This is a genomic window from Rhizobacter terrae (assembly GCF_003852895.1).
Taxonomy (GTDB): domain Bacteria; phylum Pseudomonadota; class Gammaproteobacteria; order Burkholderiales; family Burkholderiaceae_C; genus Albitalea; species Albitalea terrae.
The window spans coordinates 118,909-137,356 of record NZ_QUSW01000001.1 but is presented as its reverse complement, the minus strand read 5'-3'; the positions used below and the strand labels follow the sequence as shown (position 1 = coordinate 137,356).

Annotated in this window: 12 protein-coding genes and 1 riboswitch; of the genes, 5 read left to right on the top strand and 7 right to left on the bottom strand. The window is 67.6% G+C overall.

From position 1 onward, the window contains the following. Positions 1-10: 10 nt before the first annotated feature. On the bottom strand, positions 11-1,123 hold the full coding sequence (locus tag DZC73_RS00590) for an ABC transporter ATP-binding protein (protein WP_124539444.1): 1,113 nt from the start codon (positions 1,121-1,123) through the stop codon (positions 11-13). Between the two features lie 29 nt (positions 1,124-1,152). Further along, positions 1,153-2,445: a 4-aminobutyrate--2-oxoglutarate transaminase gene (gene gabT / locus DZC73_RS00585; protein WP_124538265.1), complete on the bottom strand. Its 1,293-nt coding sequence runs from the start codon at positions 2,443-2,445 to the stop codon at positions 1,153-1,155. A 155-nt stretch (positions 2,446-2,600) separates the two neighbouring features. Here gabT and DZC73_RS00580 point away from each other — a divergent pair, with 155 nt between their 5' ends. Next, the gene (locus tag DZC73_RS00580) at positions 2,601-4,016 is read left to right on the top strand and encodes an aminotransferase-like domain-containing protein (protein ID WP_124538264.1); all 1,416 of its coding nucleotides are present in this window, start codon (positions 2,601-2,603) and stop codon (positions 4,014-4,016) included. 116 nt (positions 4,017-4,132) lie between these two features. Beyond that, complete coding sequence (gene alaS / locus DZC73_RS00575; RefSeq protein WP_124538263.1) at positions 4,133-6,760, top strand: alanine--tRNA ligase; 2,628 nt, start codon at positions 4,133-4,135, stop codon at positions 6,758-6,760. Positions 6,761-6,823: 63 nt separating this feature from the next. On the opposite strand, the gene DZC73_RS30415 is transcribed toward alaS, so the two are convergent. Both DZC73_RS30415 and DZC73_RS00565 read right to left on the bottom strand, forming a co-directional pair. Further along, positions 6,824-8,389, bottom strand: a complete 1,566-nt coding sequence (locus tag DZC73_RS30415) for a methyl-accepting chemotaxis protein (protein ID WP_124538262.1) — start codon at positions 8,387-8,389, stop codon at positions 6,824-6,826. 139 nt (positions 8,390-8,528) lie between these two features. Further along, a complete protein-coding gene (locus tag DZC73_RS00565; RefSeq protein ID WP_328589480.1) occupies positions 8,529-9,833 on the bottom strand; it encodes a D-amino acid dehydrogenase in 1,305 nt (434 codons plus the stop codon). Next, positions 9,832-9,940: riboswitch (glycine riboswitch) on the bottom strand. Its footprint overlaps the gene before it by 2 nt. Before the next feature lie 244 nt (positions 9,941-10,184). On the opposite strand from DZC73_RS00565, the gene pal reads away from it, so the two are divergent. Then, positions 10,185-10,724, top strand: a complete 540-nt coding sequence (pal, locus tag DZC73_RS00560; protein WP_124538260.1) for a peptidoglycan-associated lipoprotein Pal — start codon at positions 10,185-10,187, stop codon at positions 10,722-10,724. Between the two features lies 1 nt (position 10,725). On the opposite strand, the gene DZC73_RS00555 is transcribed toward pal, so the two are convergent. From DZC73_RS00555 to DZC73_RS00545, 3 genes are read right to left on the bottom strand one after another with little or no spacing between them, the layout of a single operon-like run. Next, positions 10,726-12,198: a cellulase family glycosylhydrolase gene (locus tag DZC73_RS00555; RefSeq protein ID WP_124538259.1), complete on the bottom strand. Its 1,473-nt coding sequence runs from the start codon at positions 12,196-12,198 to the stop codon at positions 10,726-10,728. Between the two features lie 30 nt (positions 12,199-12,228). Continuing rightward, positions 12,229-14,001 (bottom strand): carbohydrate-binding protein, encoded by a 1,773-nt coding sequence (locus DZC73_RS00550; protein WP_124538258.1) that lies wholly within the window; start codon positions 13,999-14,001, stop codon positions 12,229-12,231. Positions 14,002-14,043: 42 nt separating this feature from the next. Further along, a complete protein-coding gene (locus DZC73_RS00545; RefSeq protein WP_124538257.1) occupies positions 14,044-16,731 on the bottom strand; it encodes a glycoside hydrolase family 9 protein in 2,688 nt (895 codons plus the stop codon). A 264-nt stretch (positions 16,732-16,995) separates the two neighbouring features. On the opposite strand from DZC73_RS00545, the gene DZC73_RS00540 reads away from it, so the two are divergent. Continuing rightward, positions 16,996-17,496 (top strand): MarR family winged helix-turn-helix transcriptional regulator, encoded by a 501-nt coding sequence (locus DZC73_RS00540; RefSeq protein WP_124538256.1) that lies wholly within the window; start codon positions 16,996-16,998, stop codon positions 17,494-17,496. Between the two features lie 60 nt (positions 17,497-17,556). Beyond that, positions 17,557-18,429, top strand: a complete 873-nt coding sequence (locus DZC73_RS00535) for an RNA polymerase sigma-70 factor (RefSeq protein ID WP_124538255.1) — start codon at positions 17,557-17,559, stop codon at positions 18,427-18,429. The last annotated feature ends 19 nt before the right edge of the window (positions 18,430-18,448 follow it).

Sequence of the window (18,448 nt, the reverse complement as noted above, 5' to 3'; positions counted from 1 at the left end):
GGGGAACAACTCAGAGATAGATCCGCGTGAGTTCCTGTGGAAACTCCAGCCACACGCTGTCGCCGGCCTGCGGCACGGCGCCTGCCGACAGCGGCAGCTTGACGGTGGCCGTCGCCTGGCCTTCGCCCACGGCGCACAGCAGCCGCAGGTGGTCGCCGAAGTACACGGCGCCGCTCACGCTGGCCTGCAGCACGTTGCCTCGCGCCGCCGGCTGGGTGTGCAGCACGATGCGTTCGGGCCGGATGCAGGCATCGACCTGCGCGCCGACAGCCGCGCCGTTGACGTTCACGCCGGCCAGCACTCTGCCGTCGGTCAGCACGATGCCGCAGCGCTCGTCGTCGGCCGCGCGCACCGTGCCCTTGAGCACCGTGCTGTCGCCGATGAAGCCGGCCACGAAGCGGTTGGACGGCGCCTCGTACATGCGGTCCACCACGTCCAACTGCTGGATCTCGCCATCGTTGAACACCGCCACGCGGTCGCTCATGGTGAGGGCCTCGCCCTGGTCGTGGGTGACGTAGACGAAGGTCACGCCCAGCTGCCGGTGCAGCTCCTTCAGCTCGATCTGCATGTGCTCGCGCAACTGCTTGTCCAGCGCGCCCAGCGGCTCGTCCATCAGCACGAGCTGCGGCTCGAAGACCAGGGCGCGTGCCAGCGCCACGCGCTGTTGCTGGCCGCCTGACAGCTGTCCGGGCAGCCGGTCGGCCAGGCCCTCCAGCCGCACCATGCCCAGGGCACGGGCGACCCGGCTGGCCTGCTCGGCCTTGGGCACGCGGCGCACGGTGAGCGGGTAGGCCACGTTCTGCCCCACCGTGAGGTGCGGGAACAGCGCGTAGTTCTGGAACACCATGCCGAAGTTGCGCTTGTGCGGCGGCGTGCGGGTGATGGGCTTGCCGTCCAGCAGGATGTCTCCCGCGGTGGGCGACTCGAAGCCTGCCAGCATCATCAGCGTGGTCGTCTTGCCCGAGCCCGACGGGCCCAGCAGCGTGAGGAACTCGCCGCGGCGGATGTCCAGGTCCAGGCTGCGCACGACGAGGTGCGCGCCGTCGTAGGTCTTCTGCACGCCACGAAAGCTCACCAGCGCGTCGGCGGGCGCCGGCGTGGGCTCGGCCGCTGCCGCGGCCATGCGTTCGGGCGAGGAGGGCGTGCCTTGCATCACCGCACCGCCGCGAAGCTGTCGGCCATGATCTGCAGGCCTTCGTCGACGAGTGCGTCCGGCGCGGTCAGCGGCACCAGGATGCGGATCACGTTGCCGTAGGTGCCGCACGACAGCAGGATGAGCCCGCGCCGGGCCGCTTCGGCCACCACCCGCCGCGTGAGGTCGGCGTCGGGCCGGGCCAGGTTGCCGCCTTCGAACAGCTCGATGGCCACCATCGCGCCCAGGCCGCGCACGTCGCCGATCGACGGCGCGGACTGCGCCATGTGCCGCAGTCCGGCGATGAGCCGCTCGCCCAGCGCCTGGCTGCGCGCGAGCAGGTGCTCGTCCTCGAAGGCCTTGATGACTGCCAGCGCCGCGGCGCAGCCGATGGGGCTGCCGGCATAGGTGCCGCCCAGGCCGCCGGGACCGGGTGCGTCCATCACGTCCGCGCGGCCGACCACGCCGGAGATGGGAAAGCCGCCGGCCATGGACTTGGCCGTGGCGATCAGGTCCGGCGCCACCGGCCACTGCTCGCTGGCGAACCAGGTGCCGCAGCGGCCCGCGCCCGTCTGCACCTCGTCAGCGATGAGGAGGATGCCGTGCTTGTCGGCGATGGCCTTCAAGCCTTCGACGAAGGCCGCAGGCGCCACGTAGAAACCGCCTTCGCCTTGCACCGGCTCCAGGATGAATGCCGCCACGCGGCTGGCCTCGATGTCGTTCTTCAGCACCGTCTCGACCGAGTGCAGTGCATCCGCCACGCTCACGCCGTGCAGCTCGTTCGGAAAGAGCGCATGGAAGATCTCGCCCGGGAAGGGGCCGAAGCCGGTCTTGTACGGCGCCACCTTGCCCGTGAGGCCCAGGGTCATCATGGTGCGGCCGTGGTAGCCGCCGGTGAAGGCCACGATGCCCGAGCGCCCGGTGAAGGCGCGTGCGATCTTCACCGCGTTCTCGATGGCCTCGGCGCCGGTGGACAGGAACAGCGACTTCTTTGCGAAGTTCCCGGGCGCCAGTGCGTTGAGGCGTTCGGCCAGCTCGACGTAGGGCTCGTAGGCCAGCACCTGGAAGCAGGTGTGCGTATAGCGGTCGAGCTGCTCCTTGACCGCGGCGATGACCTGCGGGTGGCAGTGGCCGGTGTTGAGCACGGCGATGCCGCCGGCGAAGTCGATGTAGCGGCGGCCCTCCACGTCCCACAGCTCGGCGTTGCTGGCGCGCTCGACGAAGATCGGGTGGGCCTGGCCGACGCCGCGCGCGACGGCGTGCTGGCGGCGAGCCATGAGGGCGGCGTTGGTGAGCTGCGGATCGCGGTGCATGCTTGTCTTTCCTCAAGTTCCGGGGCTGCGGGCACTGTAGGACGGTGGGCACGGAGATACCATGTACAGGCACGTTGCCGACGCGGTGTACTGTGCAGGGCCGCCGTCCTGTACATGGAAGCACTGATGCGGTGCGGCGCAGATTCGTGGACCCCATGCTCGCCCTCAACCCGGAATCGCCGACTCCCCTCGTCAGCCAGATCGTCGACGGCTACCGGCGGCTCATCGGCGACCAGACGCTCAAGCCCGGCGCCAAGCTGCCGTCGATCCGCGCCTTCGCGGCTTCGCACGGCGTGAGCGTGTTCACCGTGGTCGAGGCCTATGACCGCCTGGTGGCGCAAGGCTGGGTGGTGTCGCGCGCCACGGCCGGCTTCTTCGTCAAGCATCGCCCCGGCGACACGGCGGTTCGGACCGAGCGCGCCCGCGAAGACCTGCGCTTCGACGCCCGCTGGTACCTCAAGCAGATCTTCGAGAACCGCAACCTGCCGCTGAAGGCCGGCTGCGGCTGGATGCCCAACGACTGGCTGTTCGAGGACGGCGTGCGCCGCAGCCTGCGCCAGCTCTCCGGAGACGGCGCCGAGCTGGGCGGCTACGGCCTGCCGCATGGGCATGCGGGCTTGCGCATCCTCATCGCCGAATCTCTGGCCGAGCACCAGATCACCGCCACGGCCGAGCACGTGCTGCTCACGCAGGGATCCAGCCAGGGCCTGGACCTGGCCGCCCGCCGCGTGGTCAAGCCCGGCGACGTGGTGCTGGTGGACGACCCCGGCTATCCGAACCTGATGTTCATGCTGCGCTTCCTGGGCGCACGCCTGGTGGGTGTACCGCGCACGCCCGGGGGCTACGACCTGCCCGCGCTGGAGGCGCTGATTGCCGAGCATCGGCCGCGTGCCTTCTTCACCCAGCCGCGGCTGCAAAGCCCCACCAACTCGGTGGCGCCGCTGGCCCAGCTGTTCCGCGTGCTGCAGCTGGCCGAGGCCCACGACATCATGCTCGTGGAGAACGACATCTGCGCCGACCTCGATCCGCAGGCGCGGCCGTCGCTGGCCAGCCTCGACCAGCTCAAGCGCGTTGTCTACGTGGGCAGCTATTCCAAGACCATCTCGCCCAATGTCCGCGTGGGCTACGTCGTGGCCTCGCCGGACGTGCTGGACGAGCTGGCACAGCTCAAGATGGTCTCGGGGCTGACCTCGTCGGACCTCACCGAGCGCATCGTCTTCGGCGCTCTCACCGAGGGCCGCTGGCGCAAGCACCTGAAGTCGCTGCGCGACCGCCTGGCCCAGGCTCACGGCGCGGTGGCCCAGCGCCTGGGGGACCTGGGCTTCGAGCTGTTCCACGAACCCAAGGCCGGCATGTACCTGTGGGCGAGGCACCCGGACCTGACCGACGGCGCCGAGCTGTCGCGGCAGGCGGTGCCCGAGGGCATCATGCTCGGGCCGGGGCAGCTCTTCCTGGTCGAGCCGCGTCCCACCGGCTGGCTGCGCTTCAACGTGGCCTTCAGCGACGACCGCCGCCTGTACGAATTCCTGGCCCGCCAGATCGCCCAGCAGGCCCACAGCGCCGCGGCTTGACGCGGTGCTCGCCCTGGAGCACCCGCCCCAGGCGTCGGGCGGGGCCGCCTTCCTATAATCCAGGGTTTCGCCGAACGCGTCCGCTCGGCCTGTCCACAGATTCACCAGAGCACCGGATGAAAGCCTCCGAAATCCGCCAGTCGTTCCTGAAGTTCTTCGAATCGAAGGGCCACACCATCGTTGCCTCCAGCCCCGTGGTGCCGGGCGACGATCCGACGCTGCTGTTCACCAACGCCGGCATGAACCAGTTCAAGGACGTGTTCCTCGGCTTCGACAAGCGGCCCTACACCCGCGCCGCCACCTCGCAGAAGTGCATCCGTGCCGGCGGCAAGCACAACGACCTCGACAACGTGGGCTACACCGCTCGCCACCACACGTTCTTCGAGATGCTGGGCAACTTCAGCTTCGGCGACTACTTCAAGCACGACGCCATCCAGTACGCCTGGGAGCTGCTGACGGACGTCTTCAAGCTGCCCAAGGAAAAGCTCTGGGTCACCGTCTACGCGGAAGACGACGAGGCCTACGACATCTGGAACAAGGTGGTCGGCGTTCCGGCCGAGCGCATCGTGCGCATCGGAAACAACAAGGGCAAGCGCTACGCCTCGGACAATTTCTGGATGATGGGCGACACGGGCCCCTGCGGCCCCTGCACCGAGATCTTCTACGACCACGGCCCGGAGATCCCCGGCGGCCCCCCGGGCTCGCCCGACGAAGACGGCGACCGCTACATCGAGATCTGGAATAACGTCTTCATGCAGTTCAACCGCACCGAAGACGGCGTGATGCACAAGCTGCCCAAGCCGAGCGTGGACACCGGCATGGGCCTGGAGCGCATCACCGCGGTGCTGCAGCACGTGCATTCGAACTACGAGATCGACTTGTTCGTCGCCTTGCTGGCGGCCGCGAAGAAGGCCGTCGATGCCGCAGGCGGCGGCGACTGCGACAAGGACTCGCCAAGCCTGAAGGTGATTGCCGATCACATTCGCGCCTGCACGTTCACGGTGGTGGACGGCGTGATCCCGGGCAACGCGGGCCGCGGCTACGTGCTGCGCCGCATCGCGCGCCGGGCGATCCGCCACGGCTACAAGCTCGGTGCCCGCAAGCCCTTCTTCTACACGCTGGTGCCGGCGCTGGTCGAGCAGATGGGCGAGGCCTACCCCGAGCTGCGCGCCGGGGCTGCTCGCGCAACCGAGGTGCTCAAGCAGGAAGAAGAACGTTTCTTCCAGACCATCGAGCGGGGCATGGAAATCCTCGAGAGCGCGCTGGCGGCCAAGCCTGCCGTGCTCGATGGCGACACCGCGTTCAAGCTCCATGACACCTACGGCTTCCCGGTCGACCTGACGGCGGATGTGTGCCGCGAGCGCGGCCTGACTGTGGACAAGGCACGTTTCGACGAGCTTCTGGAGCAGCAGAAGAAGGGCGGCCGCGAGGCGGGCAAGTTCAAGATGGCGCAGGGCTTGGCCTACGAAGGTGCGCCGACCACCTTCCACGGCTACGACGAGTTGGTGCGCGAAGGCGCCAAGGTCACGGCTGTCTACGTCGACGGCAGCCCCGTCGACTTCGCGCGTGCCGGCGACGACGTGGTGGTCGTGCTCGACCACACGCCGTTCTATGCCGAGAGCGGCGGCCAGGCCGGCGATGCCGGTGAGTTCCGCAATGCCACCACGCGCGTGATCGTCGACGACACGCTGAAGATCCAGGCCGACGTGTTCGGCCACCACGGCACCGTGGCCGAAGGCGAGGTCAGGGTGGGTGACATGTTCATCGCCAAGGTCGATGCCGAGCGCCGCGCCAGGACCGTGCGCAACCACAGCGCGACTCACCTGATGCACAAGGCGCTGCGCGAAGTGCTGGGCGCTCACGTGCAGCAAAAGGGCTCGCTGGTCAACGCCGAGCGCACCCGCTTCGACTTCGCGCACACCGGCCCGATGACCGACGAGCAGATTGCCAAGGTGGAAGCCATCGTCAATGCCGAAATCCTGGCCAACGCGGGCGCCAAGGCCGAAGTGATGGCGCTGGACGATGCCCAGAAGAGCGGCGCGATGATGCTCTTCGGCGAGAAGTACGGCGACACCGTGCGGGTGTTGAGCATCGGCTCCAGCAAGGAGCTCTGCGGCGGCACGCACGTCGGGCGCACGGGGGACATCGGCCTGTTCAAGATCGTCGCCGAAGGCGGCGTGGCCGCGGGCATTCGCCGGGTGGAAGCGGTGACCGGCGAGAACGCGCTGGACTACTTGCGCAGCCTCGAGCAGACCGTGAACGGCCTGGCGGGTTCGCTGAAGGTGGCGCCGGCCGAAGTGCCGGCTCGGGTGGCCAACGTGCTCGAACAGGTCCGTGCGCTGGAGAAGGAACTCACCGCGCTCAAGGGCAAGCTCGCATCCGCCCAAGGCGACGAACTGCTCGCCAAGGCCGTGGACGTGAAGGGCCTGAAGGTGCTGGCTGCCATGCTCGAAGGCGCGGATGCCAAGGCGCTGCGCGAGACCATGGACAAGCTCAAGGACAAGCTCAAGACCGCGGCCATCGTGCTGGCGGCGGTGGAGGGCGGCAAGGTGCAGCTCGCTGCGGGCGTCACCAACGACAGCATCGGCAAGGTCAAGGCCGGTGAGCTGGTGAACTTCGTGGCGCAGCAGGTCGGCGGCAAGGGCGGCGGCAAGCCGGACCTGGCCATGGCCGGTGGCACCGATCCTTCGAAGCTGGCCGCGGCGCTGGAGTCCGTGCAGGGCTGGGTGGCACAGAAGGTCTGATCCACCGTCACGCCGCGAAAGGAACAAGGCGGGCCATCACGGCCCGCTTTGTTTTTTGGCGGATCACGCGGCCGCGTTCACCTTGAACACGGCCACCGTGCTGGTGAGCGCGACGGCCTGGTGCTTGAGGCTCTCGGCCGCGGCGGCCGACTCTTCCACCAACGCGGCGTTCTGCTGCGTCACCTCGTCGAGCTGGTTCACGGCCGTGCCGATCTGCCCGATGCCCGTGGTCTGCTCCTCGCTGGCGTAGGCGATCTCGTTGATCAGGTCGCTCACGCGGCGCACCTGGTTCACGATGTCCCCCATGGTGCTGCCGGCGGTGGCCACGAGCGAGGTGCCCGCTTCCACCTTGCTCACGCTGTCGCCGATGAGGCTCTTGATCTCGCGCGCCGCCTGGGCCGAGCGCTGGGCCAGCGAGCGCACTTCGCCCGCCACCACCGCGAAGCCTCGGCCCTGTTCGCCGGCACGCGCCGCTTCCACCGCCGCATTCAGCGCGAGGATGTTGGTCTGGAACGCGATGCCGTCGATCACGCCGATGATGTCGGAGATCTTGCGCGACGCGGTGGCAATGCCTTCCATGGTCTGCACCACCTGGCCCACCACCTCGCCGCCTTGCGCGGCCACCTGCGTGGCGCTGGTGGCCAGCTGCGTGGCCTGCCGAGCGGTGTCGCAGTTCTGCTTGACCGTGGCGGTGATCTGCTCCATTGACGCCGCCGTCTGCTGAAGGTTGCTGGCCTGTTCCTCGGTGCGCTGGCTCAGGTCCGCGTTGCCCACCGAGATCTGTGAGGTGCCGGTGGCGATGCAGTCCGAGGCGTCGCGCACCTCGCCGACGATGCGCACCAGACTGTCGTTCATGCGCTTGAGCGCGGCCATGAGCTGGCCGGTCTCGTCCTTGCTGTGCACCTCGATGGTCGAGGTGAGGTCGCCGGAAGCCACGGTTTCCGCCACCTTCACGGCCTCGGCCAGGGGATGGGTGATGGAGCGCGTGACCAGCACGCAGAACACCACCGCCAGCACGATGCCGAGGCCCGCCAGCGCCAGCTGCATGGTCTGTGCCTGCGAGCGCACGCCTTCGACCACCGCCGTGGCCTGGGCGGCGCGCTTGGCGGCGCGGTCGCTCATTGCGTCGCTCGTTGTCTCCATGCCGTGCACCGAGGCCTTGACCTTGGCCAGGTCGGCATTGGCGTCCTGCGTGGTCTTGATGTCGCCGGAGGCGATGCGCGACATCGTCCCTTCGAAGCCGCCGGCATACACCTTGAGGTGGCTGGCAATGTCTTCCAGCCCCTGCCGGTCGGTGCCGTCCAGCTTCAGCTTGCCGGCCTCGCCGATGGTCTGGTCCAGCGTGCCGCGGGCCGCCTGCCACTTCTTCACGTACGAGGCCATCTTGTCGGCATCGGCCATGTTGATGAAGGCATCCTTCTCGAAGCGGCGCTCCTGCAGCACCAGGTTCTGGATGTCGCCCGCCAACTGGGCCAGGCGCACGTCCTGGGTCAGCACGTGGTCCGTCATTCGATAGAGGGTTCCGATGCCCCAGATGCCGACACCCGCCACGCCGCACAACATCACCAGCACGCAGGCCAGCACCAGGGACAGTCTCGTTCCGATCCGGAGGTTTTTGAACAGGGTCATGTTGAGAGGTCCGTAGGTCTGGTTTCTACGGTATCGACTCTGCCGCAGATCTCTTGAATATGAACAAAATACAAATTAGGAATAAATCGTCCAATTCGAGGGATTGGCGGCTCGACCCTGTGTCTGGTTGGTGAAAACCCTAGATTCGAAGGAAGGCGAAATCCACCTCCGGGCGGCGGCCGGACACCAGGTCGGCCAGTGCCTGGGCAGACCCGCAGGCATGTGTCCAACCCAGCGTGCCGTGGCCGGTGTTGAGGAACAGGCGCTTCAGCCGCGACGGGCCGATCAGCGGCACGTTGCCCGGGGTTGCCGGGCGCAGGCCCGCCCAGAAGCTGGCCAGCTCAGGACGGCTGCAGCCAGGGAAGACTTCCAGCGCCCGCTTGACGATGGCTTCGCAGCGCGTGCGGTTCAACGCCAGGCTGTGCCCACTGAGCTCTGCCGTGCCGGCCACGCGCAGGCGATTGCCCAGGCGCGAGAAGACGAGCTTGTACTCGTCGTCGGTGAGCGAAACGCTGGGCGCCCGGGACTCATCGATCACTGGCAGCGTGGCGGAGTAGCCCTTGGCGGGGTACACCGGCACGTCGATGCCCGCGCTGCGCAGCAAGGCCGTGCTGTGGCTGCCCATCGCCACGACGAAGGCATCGGCGTGCAGCGTCTCGTAGCCGCCGTCCTCGCGTGCGACCTCGACGCCATCGGCCTGGCCGGCGCGAGTGTGCAGGGCCTGCACGCGCACGCCGTGGCGGAACACCACCCCGGCCTTGGCGGCATGCTCGGCCAGCGCCGTGGTGAAGCGATGCACGTCGCCGGATTCGTCCTCGCTGGTGTAGGTCGCGCCCACGATGCGCGAGGCGATCGCCGCCATCGCCGGCTCGATGCGCAGCACCTCGTCGCGGTCGATCACTCGTCGCTCGCAGCCCAGCTCGCGCATCACACGCGCCGGCTCGATGGCGGCGTCGAACTCGCGGGCATCGGTGTAGAAGTGCAGGATGCCTTGCGTGCGCTGGTCGTAGTCGATGGACAGCTCGCGGCGCAGCTGCTGCAGGCAAGTCCGGCTGTGCGTGCCCAGCCGCAGCAGCTGGATCATGTTGGCGCGCGAGCGGCCGGCGGCGCATTCGAGCAGGAAGCGCAGCATCCAGCGCCATTGCGCCGGATCGGCGCGCAGTCGGAACAGCAGCGGGGCGTCGTCCCGGCCCAGCCACTTCAGCACTTTCCAGGGGGCCGATGGGTTGGCCCAAGGCTCGGCATGGCTGACCGAGATCTGCCCGCCGTTGGCGAAGCTGGTCTCGCAGGCGGCGGCCGCGTTGCGCTCCAGCACGGTGACTTCATGACCGGCGCGGTTGAGGTACCAGGCCGTGGTGACGCCGATCACACCGGCTCCGAGAACGATGACTTTCATGGCAAGAGGACTCCGCGACCAAGGCCCCCCACCGGCATGACCGGTGATGGGCCCCGCTGTCCTTTTGCCTGAGAGATTCGACCGCTGCGCACCCGCGCCACGGCTTGCCCCTTCGGCGGCCGTCTGTTGCAACGGCGCTCTCCAGCTCGATTCAATGGTGTGCCAGTACGGGACCTGAGCGTTTCGGGGTTGCGCCTTCGGTAGCCGGCCGCGGCCGGACTTCTCCTGACCGGCGCAGTGTAGCCAACTTGTTCTCGATCTGGCGAGGCCGTTCGTCGGGAAGCGGACGGCACACGGCTGGTGAAAGCGATAATATTTGGACAAATGTATTTTGACGAAGATGCATTTGCGGACCGCGCCGCAACGAGCGCGGCTTGTTCACCACTGAGGAAAGTTCACATGCGTCGTTTGACTGTCGTTGGGGCATCGCTTCTCGTCCCCGTTCTCATGTCGGCCTGCTCCAGCACGCCGGTGGCTCCGGCTGCGGCTCCGGTCGCACAGGCGGCGCCGGCCAAAGCTGCCCAGCCCGCGACCAGCACGCCCGCGGTGGCGGCACCGGCCCAGTCGTCCCAGGTGGCTTTGCACCTGGACCCCAACAGCGCGCTCAACCGCGAGCACAGCGTGTTCTTCGAGTTCGACGATTCGGTCATCGCCAAGGAATGGCAGCCGGTGGTGCAGCGCCACGGCGAATACCTCTCGCATGCGTCGTCGCTGAAGGTCGTCGTGCAGGGCAACGCCGACGAGCGCGGCAGTGCCGAATACAACCTGGCGCTGGGCCAGCGTCGTGCCGAGGCGGTGAAGAAGGCGCTGCAACTGATGGGCGTGAAGGACACGCAGGTCGAAGCCGTGAGCTTCGGCGAAGAGAAGCCCATGGCCACCGCGCATGACGAAGCGGCCTGGCACCAGAACCGCCGCGCCGACATCGTCTACGTGAAATGAATTAGCGGTTGGAGCAGAAGCCGAACTGGGCCGTCGCACCCGGCGCGAGCGTGGCGTTCCAGCTCACGCCGCTGCCCTTGAGCTGATTGCCCGACTGCGTCCACACCACGTTCCAGGCCTGCGACACAGTGCCCTGGATGGTCACGTTCACGTTCCACGTCCACGCCGCGGTGCCGTTGTTGTGGACGTCCACGTTGGCGCAATAGCCCGCGCCCCAATCGCTGGTGGTGGTCACCTTCACATCAGGTGACGGCGGAGGCGGGGGAGGGGGCGGCGGTGGTGGAGGGGGAGGTGGTGGCGGCGGTGGCGGCGGTGGCGGCGGTGGCGGCGGTGGCGGCGTGTTGCCAGACCAGTAGTCGCGCAGCAAGGCCATCTTGTCTTCGCGCACCGTGGTCCAGTCGTCGTTCAGGATCCCGCCCGTGTCGCCGCTGTTCGGATTCCACGACCAGTAGAAGAGGTCGAGGATGCCGCGCTGCTTGAGGTACTTGAACAAGGCCTGCTGGAAGACCTTGTCCTTCGGATCACCCGTGCCGTACTTGCCGCCGGTCTCGCCGACGGCGACCGCGTATCCGCTGGCGGCCTGCGAGCCGAAGTGCGCATCCCAGATCGCCGGCATGTTGGACGGGAAGTCGCCGGCGGAGAAATAGGGCTGCGCATAGACGTCCGGCCCGTAGACGTGCGGCGACAGCACGAGCCGGTTGGCCGGCAGGTTCAGCGGCCTGCACGACTGCGGCCCGATGTTGCCGCCCCACCAGGTGTTGGCGGTGTTGCTGGTGCAGTAGCCCGTCTGCCCGATGCCTTCGACGAAGACGAGCGCATTCGGCGCCTTGGCCAGCACCGCGCGGCCGGCTTTCTCCGCGGCGGTGTTCCAGTCGGTCGATGCATTGCCGCTGCCCCAGGTGGCCGCGCCATGCGGCTCGTTCTTCAAGTCCATGCCGAGGAAGTGCGGCCGGTCCTTGTAGCGGGCGGACATGAACTCCAGGTCCGCGATCCACTGCGCTTCGGAGTAGCCGGAGGTGTACCAGAGCTCGGAGATGGCCTGGCAATCGGGACGGTGATGGTCCAGCAGGTAGTGCATGCCGCGGGTTTCCATGGCGGCGATCACGGCGTCGAGCACCTGCAGGCTGTTCAGTCCCTGCAGCGTCGGGTTGCGCGCGTAGTCGATGCCGCTCACCGGCGAGCCGCGAAGCGTGGCCGGGCACACCGGCAGGCGCACGGCGTTGAAGCCCAGGCCCTTCATCTGGTCGAGCATGTCGCCCAGGTTGCGGGACCACAGGCCGTGGGGCGCGAGCACGTCGGTCTCGAAGCCGAACCAGTTCACGCCACGCAAGGTGACGATGGCCCCCGCGTCGTCGTGAATGCGCCCGGCCGAGACGCTGTAGGCCTGTGCGGCCGCGCTCAGGCTCAAGGCGAGCGCAGTGAGCGTCGCGCGCAGGGCGCGTGAACCTGTCGATGATGGAGAAGGTGTTGCCATGAGAGTGTCTCCTGGTGAATGCGGCGAGGTCTACGAGGCTCGGCTGATGCGGAACCAGTTCAGGTTCCATCCGCCGTTTCGAATGGCGATGCCGAACTTGTGGTTGCCTGCGGTGAGTTGGACGGTGTGGCGGATGGTCACCCAGTTCTGCCACCCACCCGTGCTGGGAACGTTGATCGAGCCATAGGCCACGCTCCCGCCGGCTTCCTCCAGGGTGAGGTTGCCGCCTCCGTTCAGGCTGGCCACGCGGTATTCGACGACATAGCTGCCCGAGGCCGGGATGTTGACGCTCGGGTAGGACAGCCAGTCGCCCGCATCCAGGTAGCCGACGTTCAATCCGCCACCGGCGTCGGAGGTGGTTTCAGTCTGCACGCCATGCATCGCATCAAAAGACTCCGCCTGGATCGTCACCACTGAAGGATCGTTGCCGTCCACGGAGCGGATGTCGAGCCAGTTGACGTTGAAGCCTCCCGCCTTGGCGACGATCGCGATGCTCTGCTTGCCGGCCGGCAAGGTCACGCGATGCGACACGTCCGTCCAGGTCTGCCATCCGCCCGTCTGCGGAACCGATACCGTGCCGTAGACCGGCTGCCCGCCTGCCTTTTCGAGTTGGATGACACCACCTGAGCCGAGGCTGGCCACCCGGTACTTGACTTCGTAGGTGCCGGCCGCCGGCACGTCAATGTCGTAGGTCATCCAGTCGCCGGTGTCGATGTACCCGACGTTCAGTCCGCCGCCGGCGTCGGTGGTGGGTTCCGTCTGCACGCCGGACATGTTGCAGTAGGCCTCGGCCTGCACGGTGCCCGGCACGGGGACGGTGGTGCACCCCGGCCCCGGATTGCCCGGCCAGGTGCTCACGATCTGCTTGGCCAGCGTGCCCGAGGTCGTCAGCTGGGAGCTGGGCCACCCGCCCTGCGTGCTGGCGCCCGGCACCAGGGCGGACGCACCCTCGGCCTTGTCATTCAAGGCCCAGTTGGCGTTGCTGATGCCGCGGGCCTTCATGAAGTCGACCCAGGCCCAGGTCTCGGCACTGTTGACGGCACCATCGCCGCTCGCGGACACGGAGCCCCACTCCGTGACGAACAGCGCCGCGCCGTTGTTCAAGGCGGCCTGCGCCTTGTCGCGCAAGGACTGGCCGTGGGTGCCGGCGTAGAAGTGGAGCGTGTAGGCGATGTTCGATCCGGCGATGGGGTCGCGCGAGGCGACATCCACATCCTGCGACCAGGTCGGCGTGCCGACGATGATGAGGTTGTCCGGGTCGATCGCACGGATGGCGTTGACGACCGCCTGGGCGTACGGCTTGATGGTGCCGCTCCACGAGATCTGCAGCGGCTCGTTGTAGATCTCGTAGATGACGTGGTTCTTCCCGCCGTAGCTGCGCGCCATCTCTTCGAAGAAGGCGACGGCTTGCCACTGGTATTGCTCGGCGTGGTGCGTGTGCCAGTCGATGATCACGTACATGTCGTTGGCGATGGCGGCATCGACCACGGCCTTGACGCGCGCCTTGTTCGCGGCGGGATCCTGCAGGTAGCCGCCGGCCTCGTCCACGCCCATGGCGGCGCGGACCACCTTGGATTTCCAGTCGGTCTTCAGCCAGCGCACGACATCGGCGTTGTAGTACTTGTCGCCGCCCCAGTTGGTGTTGCTCCAGAAGAGGCTGTTGCCGGAAAAGCTGGCCGGCTGTCCGCCGGCGAGCACCTTGTTGCCGCTGACGGACAACGGGGCTACGTCTGCCGTCGCGGCGCTCCAGGGGCTGAGAAGGAACACGCCAAGGACAAGGGCGTGCAAGGGGTTGGTCTTCATGGGGTTGCCTTTGCTGTCTGGTGTCATGGGTAGTTCCGACATTCAGCGTGAGCTGATGACGGAGACGGTGCAGCTGCGGCCTTGCACGGCCGCGTTGGTCGGCAGCGGCCGGCTGCCGCTGTAGCTGATCTGCATGCCGAGTTCAATGGCGCCCGCCGGCGCGATGCTGCTGTTCCAGCTCGCCGGTTTGACGGTGACCGTGCGGCCGCTCGTGCTCACGCTGCCGCTCCAGCTGTTTTGCACCGTGAAGTCGCTCGACTCGGTCCACGAGATCTGCCAATTGCTCAAGGGCTGCGTGCCGCTGTTGGCAAGCTTGACGACGAGCACCTGGCCGGCGCCCCAGTCGTTGCTCGCATCGAGCGTCAATGTGCAGTCGCCGTTTCCACCGCCGCCTGTGCTGGTGGTGGCGGACACGTCGGCACTCGGCGGCCCGTCGCCTTGCGCATTCGTCGCGATGACGACGTAGTGGTAGGTGGTGGCGGCGGCCAGCCCGCTGTCGGTGAAGCGCGGCGATGCGGCCACGCCGACCTGTGCGTACGTTCCGGCCGCGCCGGTGGCCGATCGCAGGATGCGGTAGCCCGTGGCATTGGCGACGGCACCCCAGGTGAGCGCGATGCTGCCGGAGCCGCCGGTGGCCGTGACGCCCTCGGGCGCGGTGGGCACGCCCACCGACACGCCGCCGCAAGCCGCCGGCTCCTGCCCGAACACGCGTTCGCCGTTCGAGTAGACGGGGATCGCGAGCGACTTCACCGTGCCCGCGGCCGAGAGCCCCGCATACGACGGGTCGTTGGCGGGGTTCCAATAGCTGGTGCCGGCGGGCACGGAGAAGCGGAACTGGATCTCGTGGCGGAAGGCGGATTGGCCGCCGGGATAGATGTCTGTGCCGGTGAAGTCGAGCACCGCGTAGTACAGGTTGCTCGTGCCGCAGCGGACGAGGCCGCTCACCGTGCCGCCTTGCGAATAGTTGCTGCTCAGCGTGACGTCCGACGCTGAATGCCCGGCGGCGATCACTTCGCCCAGGTCGACGTAGTAGCGCAAGGACAGCTTGTCGCCGTGACGCGCCGGCCATCCGGAGCGGTTGTTGAGCAGCGCCTTGATCTCGGTGTAGTTGCTGCCGGAGCTGTTGATGCCGGCCTCCACGAAGATCTCGTCCTCCGACGGTTGCTCCCGCTGCGGGAAGTTCGCCAGCGGCACGTTGCCAGGGAACAGCTCGTTCATCTTGGCCAGCACACCCGTGAGCGAGGCGTTGTAGTCGGTTGCGACTTCGTTGGTAACGTAGTTGCCGATCTCGTCCGCATAGGAATCGTCAGAGCCCGGCCCGCCCACCATGGCGCCGTACAGCACGTGGCGGTGCTGCGCCGGCGTGGTCTGGCTGTCCATCCACGAGCCGTGCGAGGTGCGGTGGTGCGGATGCTGCGGCGAGCCGCTGCCGAAGCCGACCATGTAGCTGCCACGCCGCGGGTTGTCGCCCAGCACGTAGTTCACCTGCCGCACGGCGAAGTCGCGGTAGCGCTGCTTCTTGGCCTCGTCGCTCACCACATCGGCATAGGCCAGCGCGATGAAGGCCTCGTTCATCGCGTAGCGCAGCGAGCCCCACTGCGACAGCCACGCCAGTCCGCCCGGCGTGTAGCTCACGCGCTCGCCGGTGCTGGTGCCGGTGGTCCAGTAGTCGAGGTTGCGCTCGATGGCATCCTTGTAGACCGCCTTGCCGGTGGTCTCGGCCAGCAGCACATACACGCCATAGTGCTTGCTGTCCCAGTCGTGCGTCCACTTGTAGGGCAGGAAGCTGCTCTGGCCTTCGGTGCCGAAGCCGCTGCTGCTGGTGTTCACGAAGGACTCCGCCTTGGCGAGGTAGGCGGAGTCACCAGTCGCGCGATGCAGCCATGCAGCGGCCCACGCCAGTTCGTCGTTGTAGCCCGACCAGGACTTGTAGTAGTTGGCCGCGTCGGTCACGCAGTCGGAGTACTTGGCGCGCACGGTGTCGGCGAAGGTGTAGAGCTGCTTCGCATGCGTGAGCAGTTGCGTCGCATAAGCCGCATCGCTGGCCTTGAAGACCATCGATGCGGATGCCAGTGACGCGGCCGTTTCCGCGGCCACGTCCGAGCCTCCGCAGCTCGCGCTGATCTTGAAGCTGGGGGCGGCCAGCGGATAGACCTCCACCGGGCCCCACCAGCTGTGGTCCGTGCTGCCCTGTCCGACCTGCACGTACAGCTCGTTCGGTGCGGTGTGGGCGCGCATGAAGTAGTCGGTGACGAAGCGCAGGTTGTTCAGCAACGCGTCGTACTGCCCGGCCGCCTTGTAGCCTGCCTCGAAGCGCAGTGCACCCCACGCGAGCTGCGTCGCGGTGAACGCCATGGGAAAGCCGAACTTCACATGGTCGCCGGCGTCGTACCAGCCGCCGGTGAGGTCGTGGCCCACATCGGCGCCGTCGCTCAGGCGCGAGTCGCCGCGCCAGCTCACGCGGTTCCAGCTCGGCAGCTTGCCCGACTGCTGGGCCTCGTAGAAGAGGACGGACTTCTGCAGTGCCTCGGCATAGTTGTGGGCCGGTGTTGCAGCGGCGCTTGCAGGCGCCGTGTGCGAGGCATCGGCGCGACCGGTGGTCGTCGACGCAGGGTCGCCGCCGCCGCACGCCAGCAGCGCGGCGGATGTGGCGAGGGCCGTGAGCCACGATGTCCATCGTGGTCCACGGGACGTGGGTGTGCGCAAACGCGAACCATGGCGGATGGTCATGGGCGCTGTCTCCTGTTGAACGTCGGGCCGATGGATGAGGCCCGCATGCGGATGTCGGGCCTGCGAAGGCGGGCCCGGTCGGTTCAAAGGCGTGGCGCTGTCCACTTCATCGAGCGGCCTCTTGTGAAGGCATCCGACGAAAGCGTCATGACCTGAGGGGCGCACGATATGGATCGGCGCAAGCGTTTTCAAGATGTAGGGTTAGCCGTTCTTGCGATTCTTTCGACGGGCTGTAACCGCGAGCTGCCGACTTATGATGAGCCGATGCCTCGCAAGTCCGCCTCCGGTCCCGCCGTCGAGTTCAGCCAGGAGCCATCGGCCCGTGTGCTGCGCCAGTTCCGCCAGGTCTTCAACGCCGTCAAGACCCACTTCCAGCAAGTGGAGAAGAAGGTCGGCCTGGGCGGCTCGCTGGTGTGGGCGCTCAGCGTGCTGCGCGACACGCCCGACATCGGCATGGGCGACCTTGCGCGGGCCATGCAGATCCATCAATCGACGGCCAGCAATCTCGTGAAGACCCTGATCGAGCGCGAACTCGTGGTCGCCACCAAGGACGAGGCCGATCGCCGCGCGGTGCGCCTGCGCCTGACCGCGCTCGGCGCCCGGCAGCTCAGGAAGAGCCCCGGCCCGTTTGCCGGCGTGCTGCCTGCGGCGCTCGCGAGCCTGGACGAGAAGACGCTCAAGCGCATGGAGAAGGACCTCGCCCAGCTGATCGAGGTGCTGCAGGTGGACGAGGAGGCCGGCGGCATTCCCCTGTCGGACATGTAGCCGCTGTCACAAACCGCCCGGCTCGCACGTCTAGCCAGAACGTCCACTTCCAGCACGACCATGCCCGACGCGACCGATACGTTTCAGAAACACCGTTCACGCCTGTTCGGCATCGCCTACCGCATGCTCGGCGTGCGTGCCGATGCCGAAGACGTGCTGCAGGACGCCTGGCTGCGATGGGGCCAGGCGGACCGTTCTGGGCTGCAGTCGGAAGAGGCCTGGCTGGTCACGGTGGTGACGCGCCTGGCCATCGACAAGCTGCGTGCGGCCAAGGCCGAGCGCGAGGCCTACGTGGGCTGGTGGCTGCCTGAGCCGCTGGTGGAAATCGAAGACCGCACGCCCGAGGCGGTGGCGGAGTTCGCGAGCGATCTGTCACTGGCCTTCCTGTACGTGCTCGAACGGCTCAGCCCGGACGAGCGCGCCGCCTTCTTGCTGCGCCAGGTCTTCGACCAGGACTATGGCGACATCGCCACCACGCTCGGAAAGACCGAGGCCGCCTGCCGGCAGATGGTGCACCGGGCCAGCGAGCGCGTGCAGCAGGAGCGTCCGCGCTACGAGGTGTCGCGCGATGCGCATCGCCGCCTGCTGGAGCGCTTCGTGGAAGCCGCCCGCACCGGAAAACGCGAAGCGCTCAAGGCACTGCTCGCCGACGACGTGCAAGCCATCGGCGACGGCGGCGGCAAGGTGCCGGCCTTCGACAAGGTGCTGGGCGGCGCCGACCGCATTGCCAACCTGTACTGGGCGATGTTCCTGCGCCTGGGGCCTCAGGTGGTCTACCGTATCGCGTCCATCAACGGCGAGCCGGGCATCCTGCGCTACGTCGAAGGCAGGCTCGAATCGGCGCAGAGCTTCATCACCGACGGCGAACGCATCATCGCCATCTACGCGGTGCGAAATCCGGACAAGCTCGCGGGCATTGCGCAGATTCTTTGAGGCGGGCTGTCACAAGGCG

Excerpts from the sequence above, each read along its gene's own strand:
- pal (WP_124538260.1), top strand. The coding sequence starts at position 10,185 with ATGCGTCGTTTGACTGTCGTTGGGGCATCGCTTCTCGTCCCCGTTCTC.
- alaS (WP_124538263.1), top strand. The coding sequence starts at position 4,133 with ATGAAAGCCTCCGAAATCCGCCAGTCGTTCCTGAAGTTCTTCGAATCG.
- DZC73_RS00545 (WP_124538257.1), bottom strand. The coding sequence starts at position 16,731 with ATGACCATCCGCCATGGTTCGCGTTTGCGCACACCCACGTCCCGTGGA.
- DZC73_RS00540 (WP_124538256.1), top strand. The coding sequence starts at position 16,996 with ATGCCTCGCAAGTCCGCCTCCGGTCCCGCCGTCGAGTTCAGCCAGGAG.
- DZC73_RS00590 (WP_124539444.1), bottom strand. The coding sequence starts at position 1,123 with ATGGCCGCGGCAGCGGCCGAGCCCACGCCGGCGCCCGCCGACGCGCTG.
- DZC73_RS00580 (WP_124538264.1), top strand. The coding sequence starts at position 2,601 with ATGCTCGCCCTCAACCCGGAATCGCCGACTCCCCTCGTCAGCCAGATC.
- DZC73_RS00535 (WP_124538255.1), top strand. The coding sequence starts at position 17,557 with ATGCCCGACGCGACCGATACGTTTCAGAAACACCGTTCACGCCTGTTC.
- DZC73_RS30415 (WP_124538262.1), bottom strand. The coding sequence starts at position 8,389 with ATGACCCTGTTCAAAAACCTCCGGATCGGAACGAGACTGTCCCTGGTG.
- DZC73_RS00555 (WP_124538259.1), bottom strand. The coding sequence starts at position 12,198 with ATGGCAACACCTTCTCCATCATCGACAGGTTCACGCGCCCTGCGCGCG.
- gabT (WP_124538265.1), bottom strand. The coding sequence starts at position 2,445 with ATGCACCGCGATCCGCAGCTCACCAACGCCGCCCTCATGGCTCGCCGC.
- DZC73_RS00550 (WP_124538258.1), bottom strand. The coding sequence starts at position 14,001 with ATGAAGACCAACCCCTTGCACGCCCTTGTCCTTGGCGTGTTCCTTCTC.